The organism is Paenibacillus sp. JNUCC-31, from assembly GCF_014844075.1.
Lineage (GTDB): Bacteria > Bacillota > Bacilli > Paenibacillales > Paenibacillaceae > Paenibacillus.
Genome location: NZ_CP062165.1, coordinates 1,597,768 through 1,614,472, shown reverse-complemented (window position 1 = coordinate 1,614,472; position 16,705 = coordinate 1,597,768). Strand labels below are relative to the sequence as shown.

Sequence of the window (16,705 nt, the reverse complement as noted above, 5' to 3'; positions counted from 1 at the left end):
GCTGCGGCAAGGGGGGTGCTGTCCATGAGTAACTTAAGTGAACCGATAAAGCGGGCATCTGCCCCTGTGAAGAGGAGCAGAAAGAAATCAAGAGATCTGAATGCCATTTCGCCATTCTCCAATGTGATTTTTAATATAGCGATCGGCCTGTTTGCCTTATCTTGTATCTTTCCATTTCTGTTCATCATCATCATCTCATTTACCGATGAGAAGACGTTGGCGATCAATGGATTTAAGTTAATCCCTGAAGTCTGGACGCTGGATGCCTACCGATTTCTTATGGAATCCGGGCAGCAAATGGCCCAATCATTTGGGGTTACCTTAACGGTAACGGTTGTTGGAACCGCGCTGACACTGTATTTGGTCACTACGTATGCGTATGCCATCTCGCGCAAAAATTTTGAACAGCGTCGGTTTTTCAGCTTTTTGGCCTTCTTCACCATGCTGTTTTCCGGCGGTCTCGTTCCCAGTTACATTGTGGTTACGCAAGTGCTGCACTTGCGGGATTCGATATGGGCGCTGATTCTTCCGTCGATCATGAACGCTTTTTACATTATCGTCATGCGTACATTTTTCACGACGACCGTGCCGGACGCGGTCATTGAATCAGCCAAGATTGACGGGGCTACTGAATTCGGTATTTATACGCGCATCGTACTGCCGATTTCTTTGCCGGGCATTGCAACCATCGGATTGTTCAGTACATTGGGATTCTGGAATGACTGGTTCAATGCGCTGCTCTATATCGACAATGCGAATTTGATTCCGCTCCAGACATTGCTGATTCGAATACAGAACAATATGGATTTTGTTGTGCAAAACAGCAGCCGGGTCGTGTCCTACGACATTGCCTCGACACTGCCAACGGAGACCGTCCGCATGGCAATGGTTGTCTTGGCTACACTGCCGGTTGCGCTGGCGTATCCATTTTTCCAAAAGTATTTTATACAGGGCCTGACCATTGGTTCGGTCAAAGAATAAGTCTGGTTGTGCCTGCCCTCAAAGGGCAGTAACAATAACATTAATAAGGGGGATACACATGAAGACAAGAAAAATTGCTCTGCTTATGGCTGCCTTAATGCTTACTTTTGCTACGATGCTAGCAGGCTGCGGGGGCAGTAATACCAATGATACAAGCGGGAATGCGGCATCCGGGGGAGAATCCGGGGATAAGGACACAGTGAAGCTCAAGGTATATCTGATTGGTGGTCCACAGCGCGATCTGCCAATGGTACAGGAAGAAATGAACAAATACTTAATGGAGAAAATAAATACAACCGTCGACATCACGATGATTGACTGGGGTGATTATTCCAAACGGATGCCGGTTATTACCGCTTCGGGCGAAAATTATGATATCGCTTTCACCTCTTCCTGGGCTTATGATTATCTGCCAAATGCTACTAGAGGGGCGTTCCTGCCAATCAATGATCTATTGGATAAGTACGGTCAGGGCATTAAAGAGCAGCTTGATCCACGCTTCCTTACAGGCTCACAGATCGGTGGTCAAAACTATGCCGTGCCAGTCAACAAAGAGCTGGCTTCACAATGGGTATGGCGCTTCAACAAGCAGTACGTGGATAAATACAACATGGACATCACCAAGATTCGTACATTAGAGGATCTGGAGCCTTACCTGAAGCAAATCAAGGACAATGAGCCGGCCGACATTACTCCTTTGGCTGTTCCAAAGGGCTTTAAGCCTTATCTGGCATTCGACTTCCTGTTGGGTGACGAATTCCCGGTCGGCATCAACATGAACGGTGACACCGGTAAATACGTTAATGTACTGGAATCCGAAGAGCTGAAGAGCTCCTTGAAAACCATCCGCAAATACTATCAGGGTGGTTATCTGCGCAAGGATGTAGCGACATTGGAAGGTATCGACAACATTAAGACAGGCAAATGGTTCGTTGACCGTGAACAGACTCAGCCTTACGCCGAACTGGGATGGTCCAGAAGCGCGGGCTATGATATCGTGACTACACCGATGCAGGATCCGGTTATTTTCACCGGCTCGGCAACAGGCGCTATGCATGCGATTTCGGCGAACTCCAAGAACCCGGAACGGGCCATGATGTTCCTGAACTTGCTGAATACTGACCCGTATCTGCGTAACCTGATCAACTACGGCATTGAAGGTACACATTACAAAAAGATTTCGGATAATGTCATTGAGGACCTGCCAGCGATGAAGGACGGATTCCAAATGCCTGGCTTTGCATTGGGTAACCTGTTCCTGACCTACATGCACAAGGAAGATCCAGCCGATAAGTGGGAAGCGTTCAAAGAGTTCAACAATTCCGCGAAGGTTGCTCCAAGCTTTGGCTTCAACTTCAATCCTGACCCGGTGAAGACGGAAGTGGCTTCCATCTCCGCCATTGTAAAGGAATTCTACCCATCCATCATGACGGGTGCGGTTGATCCGGATGAGCATCTGCCAAAAGCGATCGAGAAGTTGAAAGCGGCAGGTCTGGATAAAGTGATTGCAGAGGCGCAAAAGCAATACGATGAATGGCAAGCTGCAAATCCAAAATAGCCTGAATGATAAAGTAGACATGGAAACGTCTGTCCGATTAGACGGGCGTTTCTTCTTTCCCTGATTGGATTGCCAAAATTGGATTGGAGGGTATGGCATGAAAAAACTTGGTGCTAGTCTCATATTGGTCATAATGGTATGCGCTGCTCTTTCCTCAGCGGCCTTGGCAAAGCAACCTTATTCATCGTATTGGTTGCCGGATCAATTGCTCCAATGGAATCCGGTTTCCGACCCGGATGCGGCCTTCAACCGGAGCACCGTTCCGCTCCAGAGCCGTTTCACGGGGGAAAGTGTTAACCCGAATGCAACGAAAGATCCGAAAGTGATGGCGTTGTCTGCGCTGAACCAGGGAACCAGCGGCGTTCCATCGCAAGGATCGGATACATTCTCTGCGAATACGTTCTCTTACTGGCAGTATGTCGACAAGCTCGTATATTGGGGCGGATCGGCGGGAGAAGGCATTATTGTGCCGCCAAGCGCTGATACGATTGATGCGGCACACCGGAACGGAGTGCCGATCATGGGTACGGTATTCTTCCCTCCATCCGTGTACGGTGGCAAATATGAGTGGGTGAAGCAAATGCTTCAGCAGAACAGCGACGGCTCCTTCCCGGCGGCGGATAAACTGATTGAGGTGGCGGAGTATTATGGTTTTGACGGCTGGTTTATCAACCAGGAGACCGAGGGCGGAACAGCCACTGACGCACAGTTGATGAAGGCATTCCTCCGCTATCTTCAGGATCATATGCCCGCAGGTATGGAGATCATCTGGTATGATTCCATGACCAGGGAAGGCAATATTTCCTGGCAGAATGCGCTAACGGACCGGAATGCGATGTTCCTGCAGGATAATGGGAGCAAGGTATCAGACAGCATGTTCCTGAATTTCTGGTGGAATGATCTTGGCAGTTCGGCGGCCAAAGCCAAAAACTTGGGCAGATCGCCATTTGAACTGTTTGCAGGGATTGATGTCGAAGCCAACGGATATGATACCAGTCTAAAATGGAACCAGCTGTTTCCTGAGGGCAAACCTGCTGTGACCTCGTTAGGCATATACCGACCGGACTGGGCGTTCAACAGTGCCGACAGCATGTCCGATTTCTTTGCCCGTGAAAATAAGTTCTGGGTAGGGCAGAACGGCAACCCGTCCAATACGGCGACAGGCCAGGCCTGGAAAGGGATTGCAAACAATGTGGTTGAATCATCGCCGGTGGACCAACTGCCATTCACGACCAACTTCAACACGGGCAGTGGCAAGAAATTCTATGTGGATGGCACACAAGTGCGGGAGACTGGATGGAATAATCGCAGTTTGCAGGACGTACTTCCGACATGGCGCTGGCTGACAGAGAGTAAGGGGACGGCGTTGAAACCTTCTCTCGATTGGTCGGATGCCTACTATGGCGGCAGTTCCCTCAAGGTAGCGGGTACGTTAAGTTCAGCAAATGCCACTCATCTGAAGCTGTACCAAACCGATCTGAAGATTGAGCCAGCTACCAAGCTGTCGATCACGTACAAAACGCAGAACAAGCCGAGCATGAAGGTTGGCCTGGCTTTTGCAGACCAACCTGACCAGTTCGTCTTTCTGGATGTAAAAGACAAAAAGTCCTCTGGTTGGACGACGGACATCTTGAATCTGACGCCTTACAAAGGAAAGCGGATTGTGGCATTGTCTTTGTATTTTGACAGCACAGAAACCGTTTCGGATTATAACATCCATATTGGTCAGATCTCCATTCAGAACAATGCTAATCCAGGGAAGCCACTTGAAGCAGTTCAAGCATTAAATGTCATCCAATCCGATTTCCGCGGGGGCATTTACGGCGATGCCAGATTGCAGTGGAAAGCGTTGGACGAGGAAGTTCAACAGTATGAGATTTACCGCGTGCTGCCTGACGGCAAAGAGACTTGGGTCGGTGCTACCGCGAATAACGTCTTCTATGTGCCTGAGATGAAAAGAATCAACAAGGAACAGGCGACTGTACTGAAAGTTGTGGCAGTGGATGCACAGTATGAGCGCGGCCAGGCAGCCAGTGTGACGATCCAGTGGCCAGTGTATCCGAAGCCGGAAGCAGGATTTAAGGCGGATGCAACGCTGATCACACCGGGTCAGCAGGTGCATTTCACTGATCTCTCTTCCGAGGTGACGGAAGGCTGGTCGTGGACTTTTGAGAATGGCAGTCCGGCTGTCAGCACGGAGCAGAACCCAGTGGTAACGTATGACAAGGAAGGCACGTACACTGTGACGCTTACAGCTACCAACAGCTCGGGGCAGGATACGGTAACGAAGCAAGCTTTGATCACTGTCAGCAAGGGCGCTTCCGAGATCAAAAATGTCGCACTTGGCAAAACGGCCACTGCCGACCATGCCTGCGGATCAGCGGAAGGTGCAGAGAAGGCGATCGATGGCAAGGTGACAGGCAACAGCAAGTGGTGCGCGCTGGGTAATCAGCCGCATTGGCTGCAGATTGATCTTGGGACGGCACATCAGATCAGCGGTTTTGTCATCAAGCATGCGGAGAGTGGTGGGGAGTGGTCCGGTTTTAATACAAGCGACTATTCCATTCAGGTCAGTGCTGATGGCGTCAACTGGTCAGATGTAGTTCATGTACAGGGAAATACCGCAGCCGAAACATCGGATGCGATTGGTCTGGTCTCGGCCCGTTATGTGAAGCTGAATGTGCTGAAACCGACGCAGGGCGGCGATACGGCAGCCCGAATCTATGAGTTGGAGGTTCGAGGGTTGCAGCCATAGTTTTCGATTGAGAAGTAACAAGAGTAACTGTGAAATTAGCAAAAAAGGAGCCATGTGGCAATACGGTTTCAATGACCGCTGGCTACTTCTGAAGTATCCGGTCGTCCGGTCGCCTAACGGTTGTACCGCACTGCACCAGACCACGGCTGAATATGACTGAATTTGGGGCTCACAGATCATGGGATCTTGTGAGTCCTTTTACATTGATGTTGGGTTAGCATGCAAAGGTTGTAAAATCGTTGTTTTAGATAAAAAATCGGTTTTGCAATCAAAGACAATGCCAGCGAAAAGTCTTATATTGTAGTTAAAAAGATATGGAAAGGAGGGACTACGCTGAAGAACAGGAAGATCATGTTTGCTCGTCCGCTGCAAGTGGAAATGGTGGAAGAGGATTATATTTTGCCAGCCCTAGGGGAGAAGGAAGTATTGGTAAAATTGATCTATTCCCTTATCAGTCCAGGAACGGAGCTGGCCATGTTATCGGGAAAAGAAGAGTGGGCCAAGCTTCCCGTATGTCCGGGGTATGCGAGTGTAAGTGAAGTGATCGAGGTGGGGCAGGGTGTAGACCATGTTCAGCCCGGGGACGCTGTGTTCCATTATGGTCAACATGCGGAATATCAAGTGGTATCCACAGAGCACGTTTTCATCAAGGTGCCTGAAAAGCTGGATTTGAAGTGGGTTCCCTTCACCCGCATGGCAACCGTAGCGTTCACCTCTGTTCGTGTATCCCATATTGAGCTTGGGGATGTTGTCGGCGTGACGGGGCTCGGATTGGTAGGGAATTTGGCTGCTCAATTGGCGCGCCTGCAAGGTGCAACGGTGATCGGCGTGGACCTGTCACCGGAACGAATCCGAACAGCCCAGGCATGTGGGGTTGACTATACGCTTCATGGCGGAGAAGATAAAGTAAAAGAAAAGATACACGTCATCACGAATGGAACAGGTGTCTCCACCCACATTGAGGCGACAGGTGTGCCCAGTGTAGGTGTTCAAAGTCTGGAGTGGATCGCAAAGCTGGGGGAGATTATTTTCCTGGGCAGTCCACGAGGCGAATATAACACGGATGTCACCGATATATTGAACTACTGCCACCTGTATGGACGAGGCTGCATTACGTTTAAGGGGGCACATGAATGGCGCTTCCCGGTGGAGCCGAACGAATTCGTGAAGCATTCCCTGGTGAGAAATTCGAACATTGTATTTGAACTGATGTTAAAGAACAAGCTGCATATCGAACCATTGATCAGTCATGTGATGAAGCCTGATCAAGCGCAAGAAGCATACGAGGGCCTAAGAATAAATAAAGACCAGTATAACGGTGTACTGTTTGACTGGTCCTAGGAGGAGATTGGAATGATTAGAGGGTTAACAAGAGCAGGCTTGGGGAACATCGAGTCGAGTGAACAATATATTACGAATGCTGCAAAATACGGATTTCAGTCTGTAGATTTGAATCCGCTCTCATTGATTCAAGAGGTGGGCATGGAACAGGCCAAACATCTGCTCGAAAGCAATCAGGTGGTCATCGGATCATCCGATCTGACCGTAGACTGGAGAACCACAGATGAACAATTCCGCGCAGGACTTCAATCCCTGGTTCAAATGGCAGAAGCCGCTGCTTCGTTGAACTGTTACAGCTGCTGTACCTATATTTTACCTTCTACGGATCAGCCAGCAGCATCGTTTATGGCGGCAGCTACCAGACGACTGAGACTGTGTGCAGATATTCTGGACGCTTATGGAATTCGACTGGGATTGGAGTTTGTCGGTTGCCATCATCTGCGAACCCAATGGAAAAATCCATTTATTTGGAGTGTGGAGGATACGCTGGACTGGATCGAAACGATCCATGCTCCCAATGTAGGTTTATTAGTGGATTCCTACCATTGGCATACGAACGGTTTAGCGATCGAAGAAGTACTGAATCTAAAGAAGGAACAAGTTGTTCATGTCCATATCAATGATGCCTATGATCTGCCAATCGAAGAATTGCTGGATTATGAGCGTTTATACCCTGGAGAGGGAGTAATCGATCTGCCGGGATTCCTAAATAACTTGAAGGCGATTGGTTACACAGGCGTCGTATCACAAGAGGTGCTGGCACCAGCTTCAACCCTGGATACAAGTGAATTGTTTGCCAAGTCCAAAGCAGGCTTTGATAGCGTGTTTGCCAAAATATAAACCGGATCAGTGAGAAGGCAGTTGGGGGGATCACATGTGTATGAGCCATGGATGAATAGTATTTCGCCATTCGTAAGGGCGGCGAGAATGACGGAATCATTTTCTTTGGCAGGGGAATGGATAGACCACGATCATGTGTATACATACATTGAACAAGGAGAAGCGGAATTCTTCTTAAGTGGTGTAAAATACCTGGTCCAAGAAGGCGACGTTGTACTGATGCATCCATTCATGTCTCATATCATTCGATCCACCTCCACGCAGCCATTGATTCAGTATATTTTTCATTTTGATCTGTTTTATGACGAAGAGCGAAGCGTATTGAAGACTACAGATGCGACTCATCGTGAAAGACCTGATCTGGCGGATAGGGAAATGAAGCTGGCTTCCATAAGCCCCATCTCTCATTTGCAGCTAGCCGATCGAATCGAATGGAAAAAGAGATTTGCGCTTATGCTTCAGGAGTTTCAGGAGCAGCGGGGAGGATCTTCGTTAATTACGAAATCCATATGTTTGGAATTGCTGCATCTGTTCTTCAAAAATCAATCTGAAGATCAGAACCAAGAGGGGAACATGACCAAGGGGTGGGCATTCATCGAAAAGTCGATTCGTTATATTCATGAATGCTACGCCGACCCTCAATTAAATAATGCTGCCATCAGCAGACATGTCGGTGTATCGACGAACCATTTATCGCATTTATTCAAAAGCAAGCTGGGGATTACCCTTCACAAATATGTGACACATATCCGAATAGAGCAGTCCCAGAAAAGAATTATGGAAGGAACACATAATTTAACCCGGATTGCCGAGGAGGTTGGCTTTTCGAGTATTCATCTGTTCAGTCGGTCTTTCAAGGCTGCTGTAGGTATCACCCCCAGTAAATATGCAGCGATGAAATCGAGGGTAGAGTAAGCTAAGTAAAGTTCAGCAAAGTTCATGCGTACGTATGACAGCAATGATAAATACCATTTGATAGGCCATTACATAAACAAATTTAATATACTTCAAAGCCGATGATAAGCCGTTTTGGAAAGGTAACAATTACTCAGGCTTCTATTCTGTTCATCTATCAAAAAAAGTAGTGCCTGAAGTCTAGGCACTACTTTTGGTTAACCTGTTATAGTCATTGTTTATATTTTTCTAAAACACTTTTCTTCAACTCATTATATTGATCATTAGTAGCTTGCATTGTTTTTTCCTCTATATCAGTTCCAGATACCTCAAACTTACCTTGTTCCAGAGAATTAACCCAATATCCGCCAAGTTTTGGATTCCACACTAGAAATAAAATATATTCATTACCTTCTTGCATTAGTGTGTAATCTTCATAATTCATTCTAATGCTACCCTCTTTACCTTCGATCACATATGAAGGTTCAAATGTTACAAGCTCTGAACCGATCTCCTGTTTTGCAGAATCCTTATATACTTGGATTACTTTCACCTTAGTTTCTGTTCTGCCTGAAGGCCCCCACTCGAAATTTTCAATGACATTTTTGCTTTCACCAGTTGCAATGACTCTAACCACAGCGTCTGATTGAGATTCTGCATCATCTGCGTTTGTGAAAATTGCATGGTTGGCTTCGATTTTATCTGTACGTACTACAGATGGAGCAGATTTCTTAGCAACTGAATCAATATTTTTACTTATTGCAGCACTATCGTTTTTGCTCTCTACAGTAGAGCTATTAGAATATGAAAATACCCCTAGCCCAATTGCTAATGAAGCAACGGTTGTCAATACTATAATTTTCTTCATACTTACCACCCCCATTTTGTTCTTACATGAGCCAAATCAGTAGCAGTAGGTGAAGTCAGTTTATATTTACCTGATTTCATCCAATGGTCGCCAGAGTGTGCCGGTGCATTCTCAAAATGATTTAAGCCGAGTACATGACCGATTTCATGTCCAGCATTCATGTATCGTTCCGACTGCTCCCAGCCACTTGTCCAACCGGCATCTATTACAACGCGAGCTACCTCATAGTTTTGGCCATTTGTTATAGCTCCAGCACCAATTTGCTGTCCGTTAAAATACCAGTAAGAGGTTTCGCCGTAAACATTAGCAGGAAGCGAGTATTCCCCTGCATAAACTTTTAATTTTGCAGTTGAGGAACTTGCGGAACTAAAAGAAATTCCGGATGATGCTGCATCCCACTTACTTATCGCGTTATCTACACCGCCATTTTGACCGTATGATGCAACAGACGAATCAACCCAATAGGTAATACTACTTGCCCCACCTGATATAGAACCTATTTTAATGTGCGCGGTTCCAGTATCAGCGCTTGCCGTTGCTGCCATTAAAGATAAAGCAACTGTCATTGATGTGAGAATTGATTTTTTTGCCCATTTTAAATTTTTCAATGATTTCCCTCTTTTAGTAAGATATTTTAATTTAACTTTTACTATATAGACGGTTCAAATAAGCAAAATGTTTCCATATTTTATTCATATTTCTCAATTTTTTTCACCAAAGTGATATCGGAGCAGCTAAATATTCCGGTATCAACGACGGTGAAAGTCATTCGGAACCTGAACAATGCCAATCTGACAATGGCAAAAGAAGGGGCCGAGGGTGGCATATTGCTGGCAAAGCCTTTATCTGAAGTGACGTTGCTGGATGTCTTTCTCGCTGTCGAACCCGGCAAAGCCTTGTTTAAAGTTCATACCGATGTAACACTCCAAGGACAAGACGTAGACGATGTGAAGCAAAAGGTCGTTCATCATCTGGAAGGCGCGGAGATCGCCATGCAGAATTATTTAAAAGACATACGGTTAACCGATCTATTCGATGAAGAGAAAAAGGGTTAACCTCTTTTTTTGGGTTTAACTAGATATAATATATATCAAGTATATTTCGTTATTTTGAGAGGGGCAGTCGAAATGAATTTGCATACCAAAGTAGTTGAAGCCAAAAACGGGGTTGCCATTCCCCAACTGGGCTTTGGGGTTTACAAAATAACGAAAGAAGCAGAATTTACAACAGCGATTCGCGAGGCCATTCAGGTCGGGTACCGACATTTTGATACCGCCCGCATTTATGGGAATGAGAAAGCGCTGGGGGCAGAGATTCGGCATAGTCAGATCCCGCGTGAGCAATTCTTTATTACGTCGAAAGTCTGGAATACGGATCATGGCTATGAAGCGACCAAGAAAGCTTTTCAGGAAACGATAAACAAGCTGGGTGTCGATTACCTCGATATGTACTTAATCCATTTTGCCTCGCCAAAGTATATCGAAACATGGAAAGCCATGGAGGAACTATATGAGGAAGGCAAGATCAGAGTCATCGGGGTCGCGAACTTTGAGATTCAGCATCTGGAAGAACTAAGGAAGCACGCAAAAATCTTGCCGATGATCAATCAGATCGAAACGCACCCGGAATTTCCGCAGAATGAACTACGTGCCTATATGGACAAACACCAGATTTTGCATGAGGCGTGGGGCCCATTGGGGCAAGGCAATAAAGTGTTATTGCAGCATCCGGTATTGAAGGAAATCGCTGATCATCATCGCAAGACGGTGGCTCAAGTCATTTTGCGTTGGCACCTGGAACGGGGCGTCATCCTGATTCCCAAATCATCCAAACCAAAGCGGATCAGAGAGAATAGTGAGATCTTTGATTTTGGGCTGTCCACGGAAGAAATGGAGAAGATCAGCCATCTGAATTCGGGTAAGAGGTATTCTATTCATCCGACAGGTTATATTGTGAATCCGATTTTTAATACATTGATGAAACTTTTTATCTAAGAAAATAGGACAAAAAACGAGTCGTGGGTCAACTGCCAACGATTCTTTTTTGTGTGTTATGAAAACATTGACAATTCGTTAACAATTCCAGGATTTCCCGTTTACATATCACTCCTATAATTACAATCGTAATAGGTCATTTTTACTATGAACGTGGAAGTTTGGGGGGATGAGCCGGACAAGCTCTCATAAAGACGATACATGCAGAATACCAGACAACAGGGCACAACAAAACAAGGCAATTATATGTGAAAGAGAAGGGTGACAAGAGCCAATGTCAATGAAAAAGGCGTTAGTGGTGTCCATGGTAGCAACAGTGTTAGGTACTTCTGTGGTTAGTGCAGTATCGGCTGCTCCTGCAGTGAAACCTGCGGCTAATGCAGCTCAGGTGCAAAATTCCATGCTTACAATAAACGGTAACAGCGTCGTCGTTCGTTCCATCGTTAAACATGGCGAGACACTTGTGTCACTTCGTGATGTGATCAAAGCCATCGGCGCACAAGCAGAAGTGCATAGCGGAACGACGGTGATCAAGCTGAACGATCACAGTGTGACACTCCAAAACAATAGCAAACAAATCGTGGTAGATGACGTCAAAGTGAATCTGAATCAACCGGTTACCATCATTGGTGGTACAAGTTATATTGCCCTTCGTCCTTTGGTAACCAGCGTAGGCGGAACCATCGTAATGAGAGGCGGGCAGCTTGAAGTCAGCACGGTGGCACTCATCGACGGTGTGGAGAATCCACGTTTTGCTGGAGCTGACAAGCTGATCGTCTCCAAGAGCGATGATAACGGGAGAACCGATTATCTTGTGAATACGACAAGTGGTCAATACGATCTGTTGTTAACGACTGATGGTGGATCGGATCTCGTGGTGTCCCCGAGTGGGGAGCAAGCAGCATATACGAATGCGGAAGGAGCCGTATACGTTATCGATCTGAAAACGAAGGCTTCGAAACTGATCACAAGTGACAACAGCATCAAGCCTGAGTTGGTATGGTCTGCTGACGGGAATGCAGTCTACTTCCTGCAGGGGGATAAAGGGTCTGTCATTGCTAAGCTGAATCTGGTAGATGGCGCGATTACGAAATTGGTCGAAGATAAGGTGGACTACAAGGAAAACCTGAATGTTTCTGCGGACGGCCAAAAATTCATCTACACCGTTACAACACTGGGTAAGGTAACGTCCGATGCAACCAATGTGGATGAAGACAATGTGTCCATCGATTTTTCAGAAAATCAACAGCAAATATTTTCGTATAACACAGGAGATACAAAACCAGAGGCTGTGAAGCTCACGACATCAACAGACGACAAGATATTTGTATGGTCTGCTGACGGCCAAAAAGCTTACTACGTGAGTGTACCTTCGGAAGACGGTAAAGCATCATTGCTGTCTGTGGATTCATCTCAAAAGTCTACGCCGTTGTATGCCGAGTACGATGTAGAACAAGCTATTCTGTCAGGTGGCATCTTGTATGTACTGGCGGCCCAGGATGACAGCAACAGCGTGATCCTTTCGATTGACCCGGTGAGCGGCAAACAAACCAAGCTGTACACGGTATCTTCCGATGTATCTTCCTTCGCGGTTGCTGGTTCGCAAGTGGCTGTCATTGAGAACGACCGGGTTCTGGTTCAAACGGGTAGCAGTTGGAGAGCCGTTACGAAGTAGGATTTGGTTACAACGTGACAAGCATGAGATGAAATTAACTATTATAGAATTCGAGAGGAGTTTATAAAAATGAAAAAATGGATCAAACCCTTCACAGCCATGCTGATGGCTGTATCCCTAATTGGTGGACTTGGAGGAGCAACGACGGCATCGGCTGCCAAAAGCACAGAGAAAGGAAAAATTGTCATCAACGGTTCCTCGGCATTGCTTCCGCTGACACTTCAAGCTGCAAGTGAATTCAAGAAAGACAACCCCAAAGTTAAAATCTCGGCTTCCGCGGCGGGTTCCATTACAGGACCACAATCCGTTCGTAAAGGTATTGCGGACATTGGTGCGGTGGACTGGGATGCTTCCAAGGATGTACCAGGATTTAAGAAATTTGACGGCATGGTAGCCAATCCGGTAGCTGTCACGGTATTCACCGCTGTAGTGAATACGAACGTGGGTGTCAGCAATCTGACAACGAAACAACTGCAGGACATCTTCTCCGGCAAAGTGACCAACTGGAAGGAAGTCGGCGGATCGGATGCGAACATCGTTGTAGTTAATCGTAAGTTTGGTTCTGGCACACGGGTTAACTTTCAACAAAAAGCCTTGGACGGCAAGGATTTCATGAGCAAAGGAGACAACTATAAAGAGGTTGGTTCCAGCGGTGACATGAAAACAACGATTGAAACAACACCAAATGCAATCGGTTATATTGACCTTCCTTATGTGACTAGCAAAATGAAGGCTGTATCGATCAATGGCGTAGCACCAACGGAGAAAAACGTCCTGAACAAAACGTACAAAGTATGGGGTATCGGATATTACATGACGAAAGGTCAACCTACGGGAGCAACCAAAGCGTTCATCGATTATATCCAAAGCAGCAAGTTCCAGAACGGTTCCCTGAAAAAGCTGAAATTCATTCCGCTTGCTGCCGTTAAATAACGGACGCTAATCGTTCGTCATTCCCGTAATTCATAAGGAAAGGGATAGCCAGCTTCTGCGCACGGTCGCCAAGCTGGCTTCTCTATGTGAAAGGAAGAGTCCTTCATGATCGATTTAAATCCATCCACGAACAGCCCTGCTCCGAGTGAGCTTGGTCCAAGCATCGGCAAGGCTCCCGGATCGGGAACCCGGTTTGACCGTAAGGCGCGTTTAAGATGGTCCAATAAACTGTTTCGCCTGGTCTGCATTGGCAGCGCAAGCTTTGTCTGCCTGGTGCTGTTATGCATTCTGGTTCTCATGCTGCGCACAGGGGTTCTCACTTTCGGGGATGTGTCGCTGAGCGAATTCTTTTTCTCGACCAACTGGGACCCGGAAAATGAACATTACGGCGCGTTGATTTTTATCTTGGGAACGTTGGCCTTGACCGGTCTTACCATGCTGTTTGCCATTCCTATTTCCGTCATCATTGCTGTGTTTTTAGCCGAGATGACGCCCAAATGGCTTCGCCACACGCTGAGGCCCGTACTGGATTTGCTGGTGGGTATCCCATCCGTAGTCTACGGCTTTCTGGGTCTGACCATCCTCATTCCTTGGCTCAGAGATCTCAGCGGACACGATCTGGCGGACGGTTTGCTTGCGGCGTCCATTGTGCTGACCATTATGGTGCTTCCCACAATCAGTCGGATCAGCGACGATGCTATTTCCGCAGTACCCAACAAGTATCGTGATGCGGCTTATGCGCTCGGTGCCAACCGGTTCCAAACGGTGATTCGTGTTGTTTTGCCTGCCGCTAGAAGTGGGATCATGTATGCTGTTATTCTCGGAATGACCCGTGCAATTGGGGAAACGATGGCTGTGGTCATGGTTATCGGTAACACGGCACAGCTTCCCAACAGTCTGTTTACGCCGACATCGGTTCTGACCAGTAACATTGTCATGCAAATCTCAAGCGTAGAATTCGACTCCACCTGGAATCATGGCCTGTACATGATGGGCTTTATTCTGCTTGCTATCTCCATCTTGATGATTGTAGTCGTAAGAATGTTTCAGAAAAAAGGGGGGCACTCCTCATGAGTATGAAAAAACAGCCAAACGCTGTCCCTGCCTATTCGTTTGGCAAACGCAGAGGAGCTTCCATGCTGATGGACCGTCTGTTTACAGGCACGGTATGGGGTATCGGCATAGTCGTCATTTTATTTATCGTCGGACTGTTGTTTCTCCTTCTGGAAAAGGGGCTGCCTTTGCTGAGCTGGGATTTCCTGTACGGGGTGCCGAGTGAGATTGAAGAAGGGGGCGGGATTGGCCCGGCGCTGTTCAACTCGTTCTATGTGCTGATTCTATCCCTCCTGATCTCGATTCCGATCGGTATGGCAGCAGGTATCTATCTGGCGGAATTTGCGCCGAACAACAAACTCATTGAAGTGGTACGCATCTGTGTGGAGGGACTGTCGTCCGTTCCGTCAATTATTTTCGGCTTGTTCGGCATCGCCCTGTTTGTGGAATACTTCGAAATTGGTCTTACGATTCTGGGCGCCGCCGTCAGCCTTGCCTTTCTGAACCTGCCTGTGTTGACTCGGGTTACGGAGGAGTCGATCCGGGCGGTTCCGGTTGAACTTCGTAATGGATCGTTTGCGTTAGGCTCAACGCATCTTCAGACCATCCGCCATGTATTGCTGCCGGTCGCCCTTAACGGCATCATGACAGGCATCTGCCTGACGGCAGGTCGAGCGTTCGGAGAGAGTGCCGTCATCATTTTGACCGCGGGGGTATCGACTTCCGGGGAGATGTGGGACTTTAATCTGTTGTCGCCGGGCGGAACCCTTGCCGTGCATCTGTGGTATATCCAATCGGAAGCGATTGTACCGGATGCTGTGGAGATCGCTCAGAAAACAACAGCGGTGCTGATCTTTGTGGCTCTGCTCATTAATATTCTGTTCCGTGTACCGCTGTGGCTGAATGCACGCAAAAATCAAGTCTGATGTGTCAGACTGAGGCTGCCGGGACGTATGGCTCACATCCATTTTATAAGTTCAACGCGTAGTCTATTCCATCTCAACCCAGGAGGGTATCCTGTGCAACCTATTATTGAAATTGATAAACTGAATCTATACTACGGTACGTTTCAGGCGCTAAAAGAAGTTTCCATTGAAATTCCGGAGCGTGCCATTACCGCTTTCATCGGACCGTCCGGCTGTGGCAAATCCACGCTGTTGCGGACTCTCAACCGCATGAATGACCGGATACCGGGAACACGCATTGAAGGTAAAGTGGCCGTTGGTGGGACGGACATCTACAGTGGTGAGGTTCATGTGGAAACCCTTCGCAAGAAGATCGGCATGGTCTTTCAGCAGCCCAATCCCTTTCCGAAATCCATTTACGACAACGTGGCCTTCGGCCCACGACAACACGGTATTCATGGCAAAAAAAAGTTGGATGAAATCGTTGAGCAGAGCCTTCGATCTGCTGTCCTGTGGGATGAGGTGAAGGAGAACCTGAAGCGCTCTGCGCTTAGTCTGTCCGGTGGTCAGCAGCAACGACTATGCATCGCACGCGCACTGGCAGTCGAGCCGGACATTCTGCTGATGGATGAGGCTACCGCATCGCTTGATCCTGTCTCCACTTTCAAGATTGAGGAGCTTACACATGAACTGAAGGAAAATTATACGATCGTGATGGTCACCCACAATATGCAGCAAGCAGCGCGGGTTTCCCAACAAACGGTATTCTTCCTGAATGGGGAGGTAGTGGAATACTCCGCTACCCAGAGCATGTTCGCCGAGCCCGTCGATTCACGTACGCAGGATTATATTAGTGGTCGTTTTGGTTGAGGGTCGGTCTTTAAGTTACATTGGAAGTCTTTCAGACA

General features: G+C 47.3%; 16 protein-coding genes. 14 read left to right on the top strand and 2 right to left on the bottom strand.

Annotated features, from left to right (window positions below; all coding sequences use genetic code 11):
• The first annotated feature begins 24 nt into the window (after positions 1-24).
• From JNUCC31_RS06820 to JNUCC31_RS06795, 7 genes are all read left to right on the top strand, one after another.
• Positions 25-981, top strand: coding sequence for a carbohydrate ABC transporter permease (locus tag JNUCC31_RS06820; RefSeq protein WP_192269894.1), 957 nt, complete (start codon positions 25-27; stop codon positions 979-981).
• Positions 982-1,039: 58 nt separating this feature from the next.
• On the top strand, positions 1,040-2,539 hold the full coding sequence (locus JNUCC31_RS06815; RefSeq protein ID WP_192269891.1) for an ABC transporter substrate-binding protein: 1,500 nt from the start codon (positions 1,040-1,042) through the stop codon (positions 2,537-2,539).
• 97 nt (positions 2,540-2,636) lie between these two features.
• Positions 2,637-5,294, top strand: a complete 2,658-nt coding sequence (locus JNUCC31_RS06810) for an endo-beta-N-acetylglucosaminidase (RefSeq protein ID WP_192269889.1) — start codon at positions 2,637-2,639, stop codon at positions 5,292-5,294.
• Between the two features lie 7 nt (positions 5,295-5,301).
• A complete protein-coding gene (locus JNUCC31_RS33165; protein WP_228469555.1) occupies positions 5,302-5,454 on the top strand; it encodes a hypothetical protein in 153 nt (50 codons plus the stop codon).
• Positions 5,455-5,645: 191 nt separating this feature from the next.
• Positions 5,646-6,635, top strand: a complete 990-nt coding sequence (locus JNUCC31_RS06805; RefSeq protein WP_228469554.1) for a zinc-dependent alcohol dehydrogenase — start codon at positions 5,646-5,648, stop codon at positions 6,633-6,635.
• A 12-nt stretch (positions 6,636-6,647) separates the two neighbouring features.
• Positions 6,648-7,475: a sugar phosphate isomerase/epimerase family protein gene (locus JNUCC31_RS06800; RefSeq protein WP_192269886.1), complete on the top strand. Its 828-nt coding sequence runs from the start codon at positions 6,648-6,650 to the stop codon at positions 7,473-7,475.
• Positions 7,476-7,526: 51 nt separating this feature from the next.
• Entirely contained in the window at positions 7,527-8,390 is an 864-nt protein-coding gene (locus tag JNUCC31_RS06795; RefSeq protein ID WP_228469553.1) for an AraC family transcriptional regulator, read from the top strand.
• Positions 8,391-8,601: 211 nt separating this feature from the next.
• On the opposite strand, the gene JNUCC31_RS06790 is transcribed toward JNUCC31_RS06795, so the two are convergent.
• Complete coding sequence (locus JNUCC31_RS06790; protein ID WP_192269879.1) at positions 8,602-9,237, bottom strand: hypothetical protein; 636 nt, start codon at positions 9,235-9,237, stop codon at positions 8,602-8,604.
• A 2-nt stretch (positions 9,238-9,239) separates the two neighbouring features.
• Positions 9,240-9,845 (bottom strand): hypothetical protein, encoded by a 606-nt coding sequence (locus JNUCC31_RS06785; protein ID WP_192269876.1) that lies wholly within the window; start codon positions 9,843-9,845, stop codon positions 9,240-9,242.
• Positions 9,846-9,956: 111 nt separating this feature from the next.
• Here JNUCC31_RS06785 and JNUCC31_RS06780 point away from each other — a divergent pair, with 111 nt between their 5' ends.
• The 7 genes from JNUCC31_RS06780 (at position 9,957) to pstB (ending at position 16,667) form a co-directional block, all read left to right on the top strand.
• Complete coding sequence (locus JNUCC31_RS06780; RefSeq protein ID WP_192269873.1) at positions 9,957-10,292, top strand: RrF2 family transcriptional regulator; 336 nt, start codon at positions 9,957-9,959, stop codon at positions 10,290-10,292.
• A 72-nt stretch (positions 10,293-10,364) separates the two neighbouring features.
• Complete coding sequence (locus tag JNUCC31_RS06775; protein ID WP_192269871.1) at positions 10,365-11,231, top strand: aldo/keto reductase; 867 nt, start codon at positions 10,365-10,367, stop codon at positions 11,229-11,231.
• A gap of 280 nt (positions 11,232-11,511) precedes the next feature.
• Positions 11,512-12,906, top strand: coding sequence for a stalk domain-containing protein (locus JNUCC31_RS06770; protein WP_228469552.1), 1,395 nt, complete (start codon positions 11,512-11,514; stop codon positions 12,904-12,906).
• Positions 12,907-12,975: 69 nt separating this feature from the next.
• Positions 12,976-13,839: a phosphate ABC transporter substrate-binding protein gene (locus JNUCC31_RS06765; protein ID WP_192269869.1), complete on the top strand. Its 864-nt coding sequence runs from the start codon at positions 12,976-12,978 to the stop codon at positions 13,837-13,839.
• A 105-nt stretch (positions 13,840-13,944) separates the two neighbouring features.
• Positions 13,945-14,913: a phosphate ABC transporter permease subunit PstC gene (gene pstC, locus JNUCC31_RS06760; RefSeq protein ID WP_192269867.1), complete on the top strand. Its 969-nt coding sequence runs from the start codon at positions 13,945-13,947 to the stop codon at positions 14,911-14,913.
• Positions 14,910-15,818 (top strand): phosphate ABC transporter permease PstA, encoded by a 909-nt coding sequence (pstA, locus tag JNUCC31_RS06755; RefSeq protein ID WP_192269865.1) that lies wholly within the window; start codon positions 14,910-14,912, stop codon positions 15,816-15,818. The genes pstC and pstA overlap by 4 nt, the downstream gene beginning before the upstream one ends.
• 93 nt (positions 15,819-15,911) lie before the next feature.
• Positions 15,912-16,667: a phosphate ABC transporter ATP-binding protein PstB gene (gene pstB, locus JNUCC31_RS06750; protein WP_192269863.1), complete on the top strand. Its 756-nt coding sequence runs from the start codon at positions 15,912-15,914 to the stop codon at positions 16,665-16,667.
• Positions 16,668-16,705 lie beyond the last annotated feature (38 nt).

Coding starts and splice junctions, on each gene's coding strand:
- JNUCC31_RS06815 (WP_192269891.1), top strand. CDS start 1,040: ATGAAGACAAGAAAAATTGCTCTGCTTATGGCTGCCTTAATGCTTACT.
- JNUCC31_RS06805 (WP_228469554.1), top strand. CDS start 5,646: ATGTTTGCTCGTCCGCTGCAAGTGGAAATGGTGGAAGAGGATTATATT.
- JNUCC31_RS06810 (WP_192269889.1), top strand. CDS start 2,637: ATGAAAAAACTTGGTGCTAGTCTCATATTGGTCATAATGGTATGCGCT.
- JNUCC31_RS06820 (WP_192269894.1), top strand. CDS start 25: ATGAGTAACTTAAGTGAACCGATAAAGCGGGCATCTGCCCCTGTGAAG.
- JNUCC31_RS06775 (WP_192269871.1), top strand. CDS start 10,365: ATGAATTTGCATACCAAAGTAGTTGAAGCCAAAAACGGGGTTGCCATT.
- JNUCC31_RS06795 (WP_228469553.1), top strand. CDS start 7,527: ATGAATAGTATTTCGCCATTCGTAAGGGCGGCGAGAATGACGGAATCA.
- pstA (WP_192269865.1), top strand. CDS start 14,910: ATGAGTATGAAAAAACAGCCAAACGCTGTCCCTGCCTATTCGTTTGGC.
- JNUCC31_RS06790 (WP_192269879.1), bottom strand. CDS start 9,237: ATGAAGAAAATTATAGTATTGACAACCGTTGCTTCATTAGCAATTGGG.
- pstC (WP_192269867.1), top strand. CDS start 13,945: ATGATCGATTTAAATCCATCCACGAACAGCCCTGCTCCGAGTGAGCTT.
- JNUCC31_RS06770 (WP_228469552.1), top strand. CDS start 11,512: ATGAAAAAGGCGTTAGTGGTGTCCATGGTAGCAACAGTGTTAGGTACT.
- JNUCC31_RS06765 (WP_192269869.1), top strand. CDS start 12,976: ATGAAAAAATGGATCAAACCCTTCACAGCCATGCTGATGGCTGTATCC.
- JNUCC31_RS06800 (WP_192269886.1), top strand. CDS start 6,648: ATGATTAGAGGGTTAACAAGAGCAGGCTTGGGGAACATCGAGTCGAGT.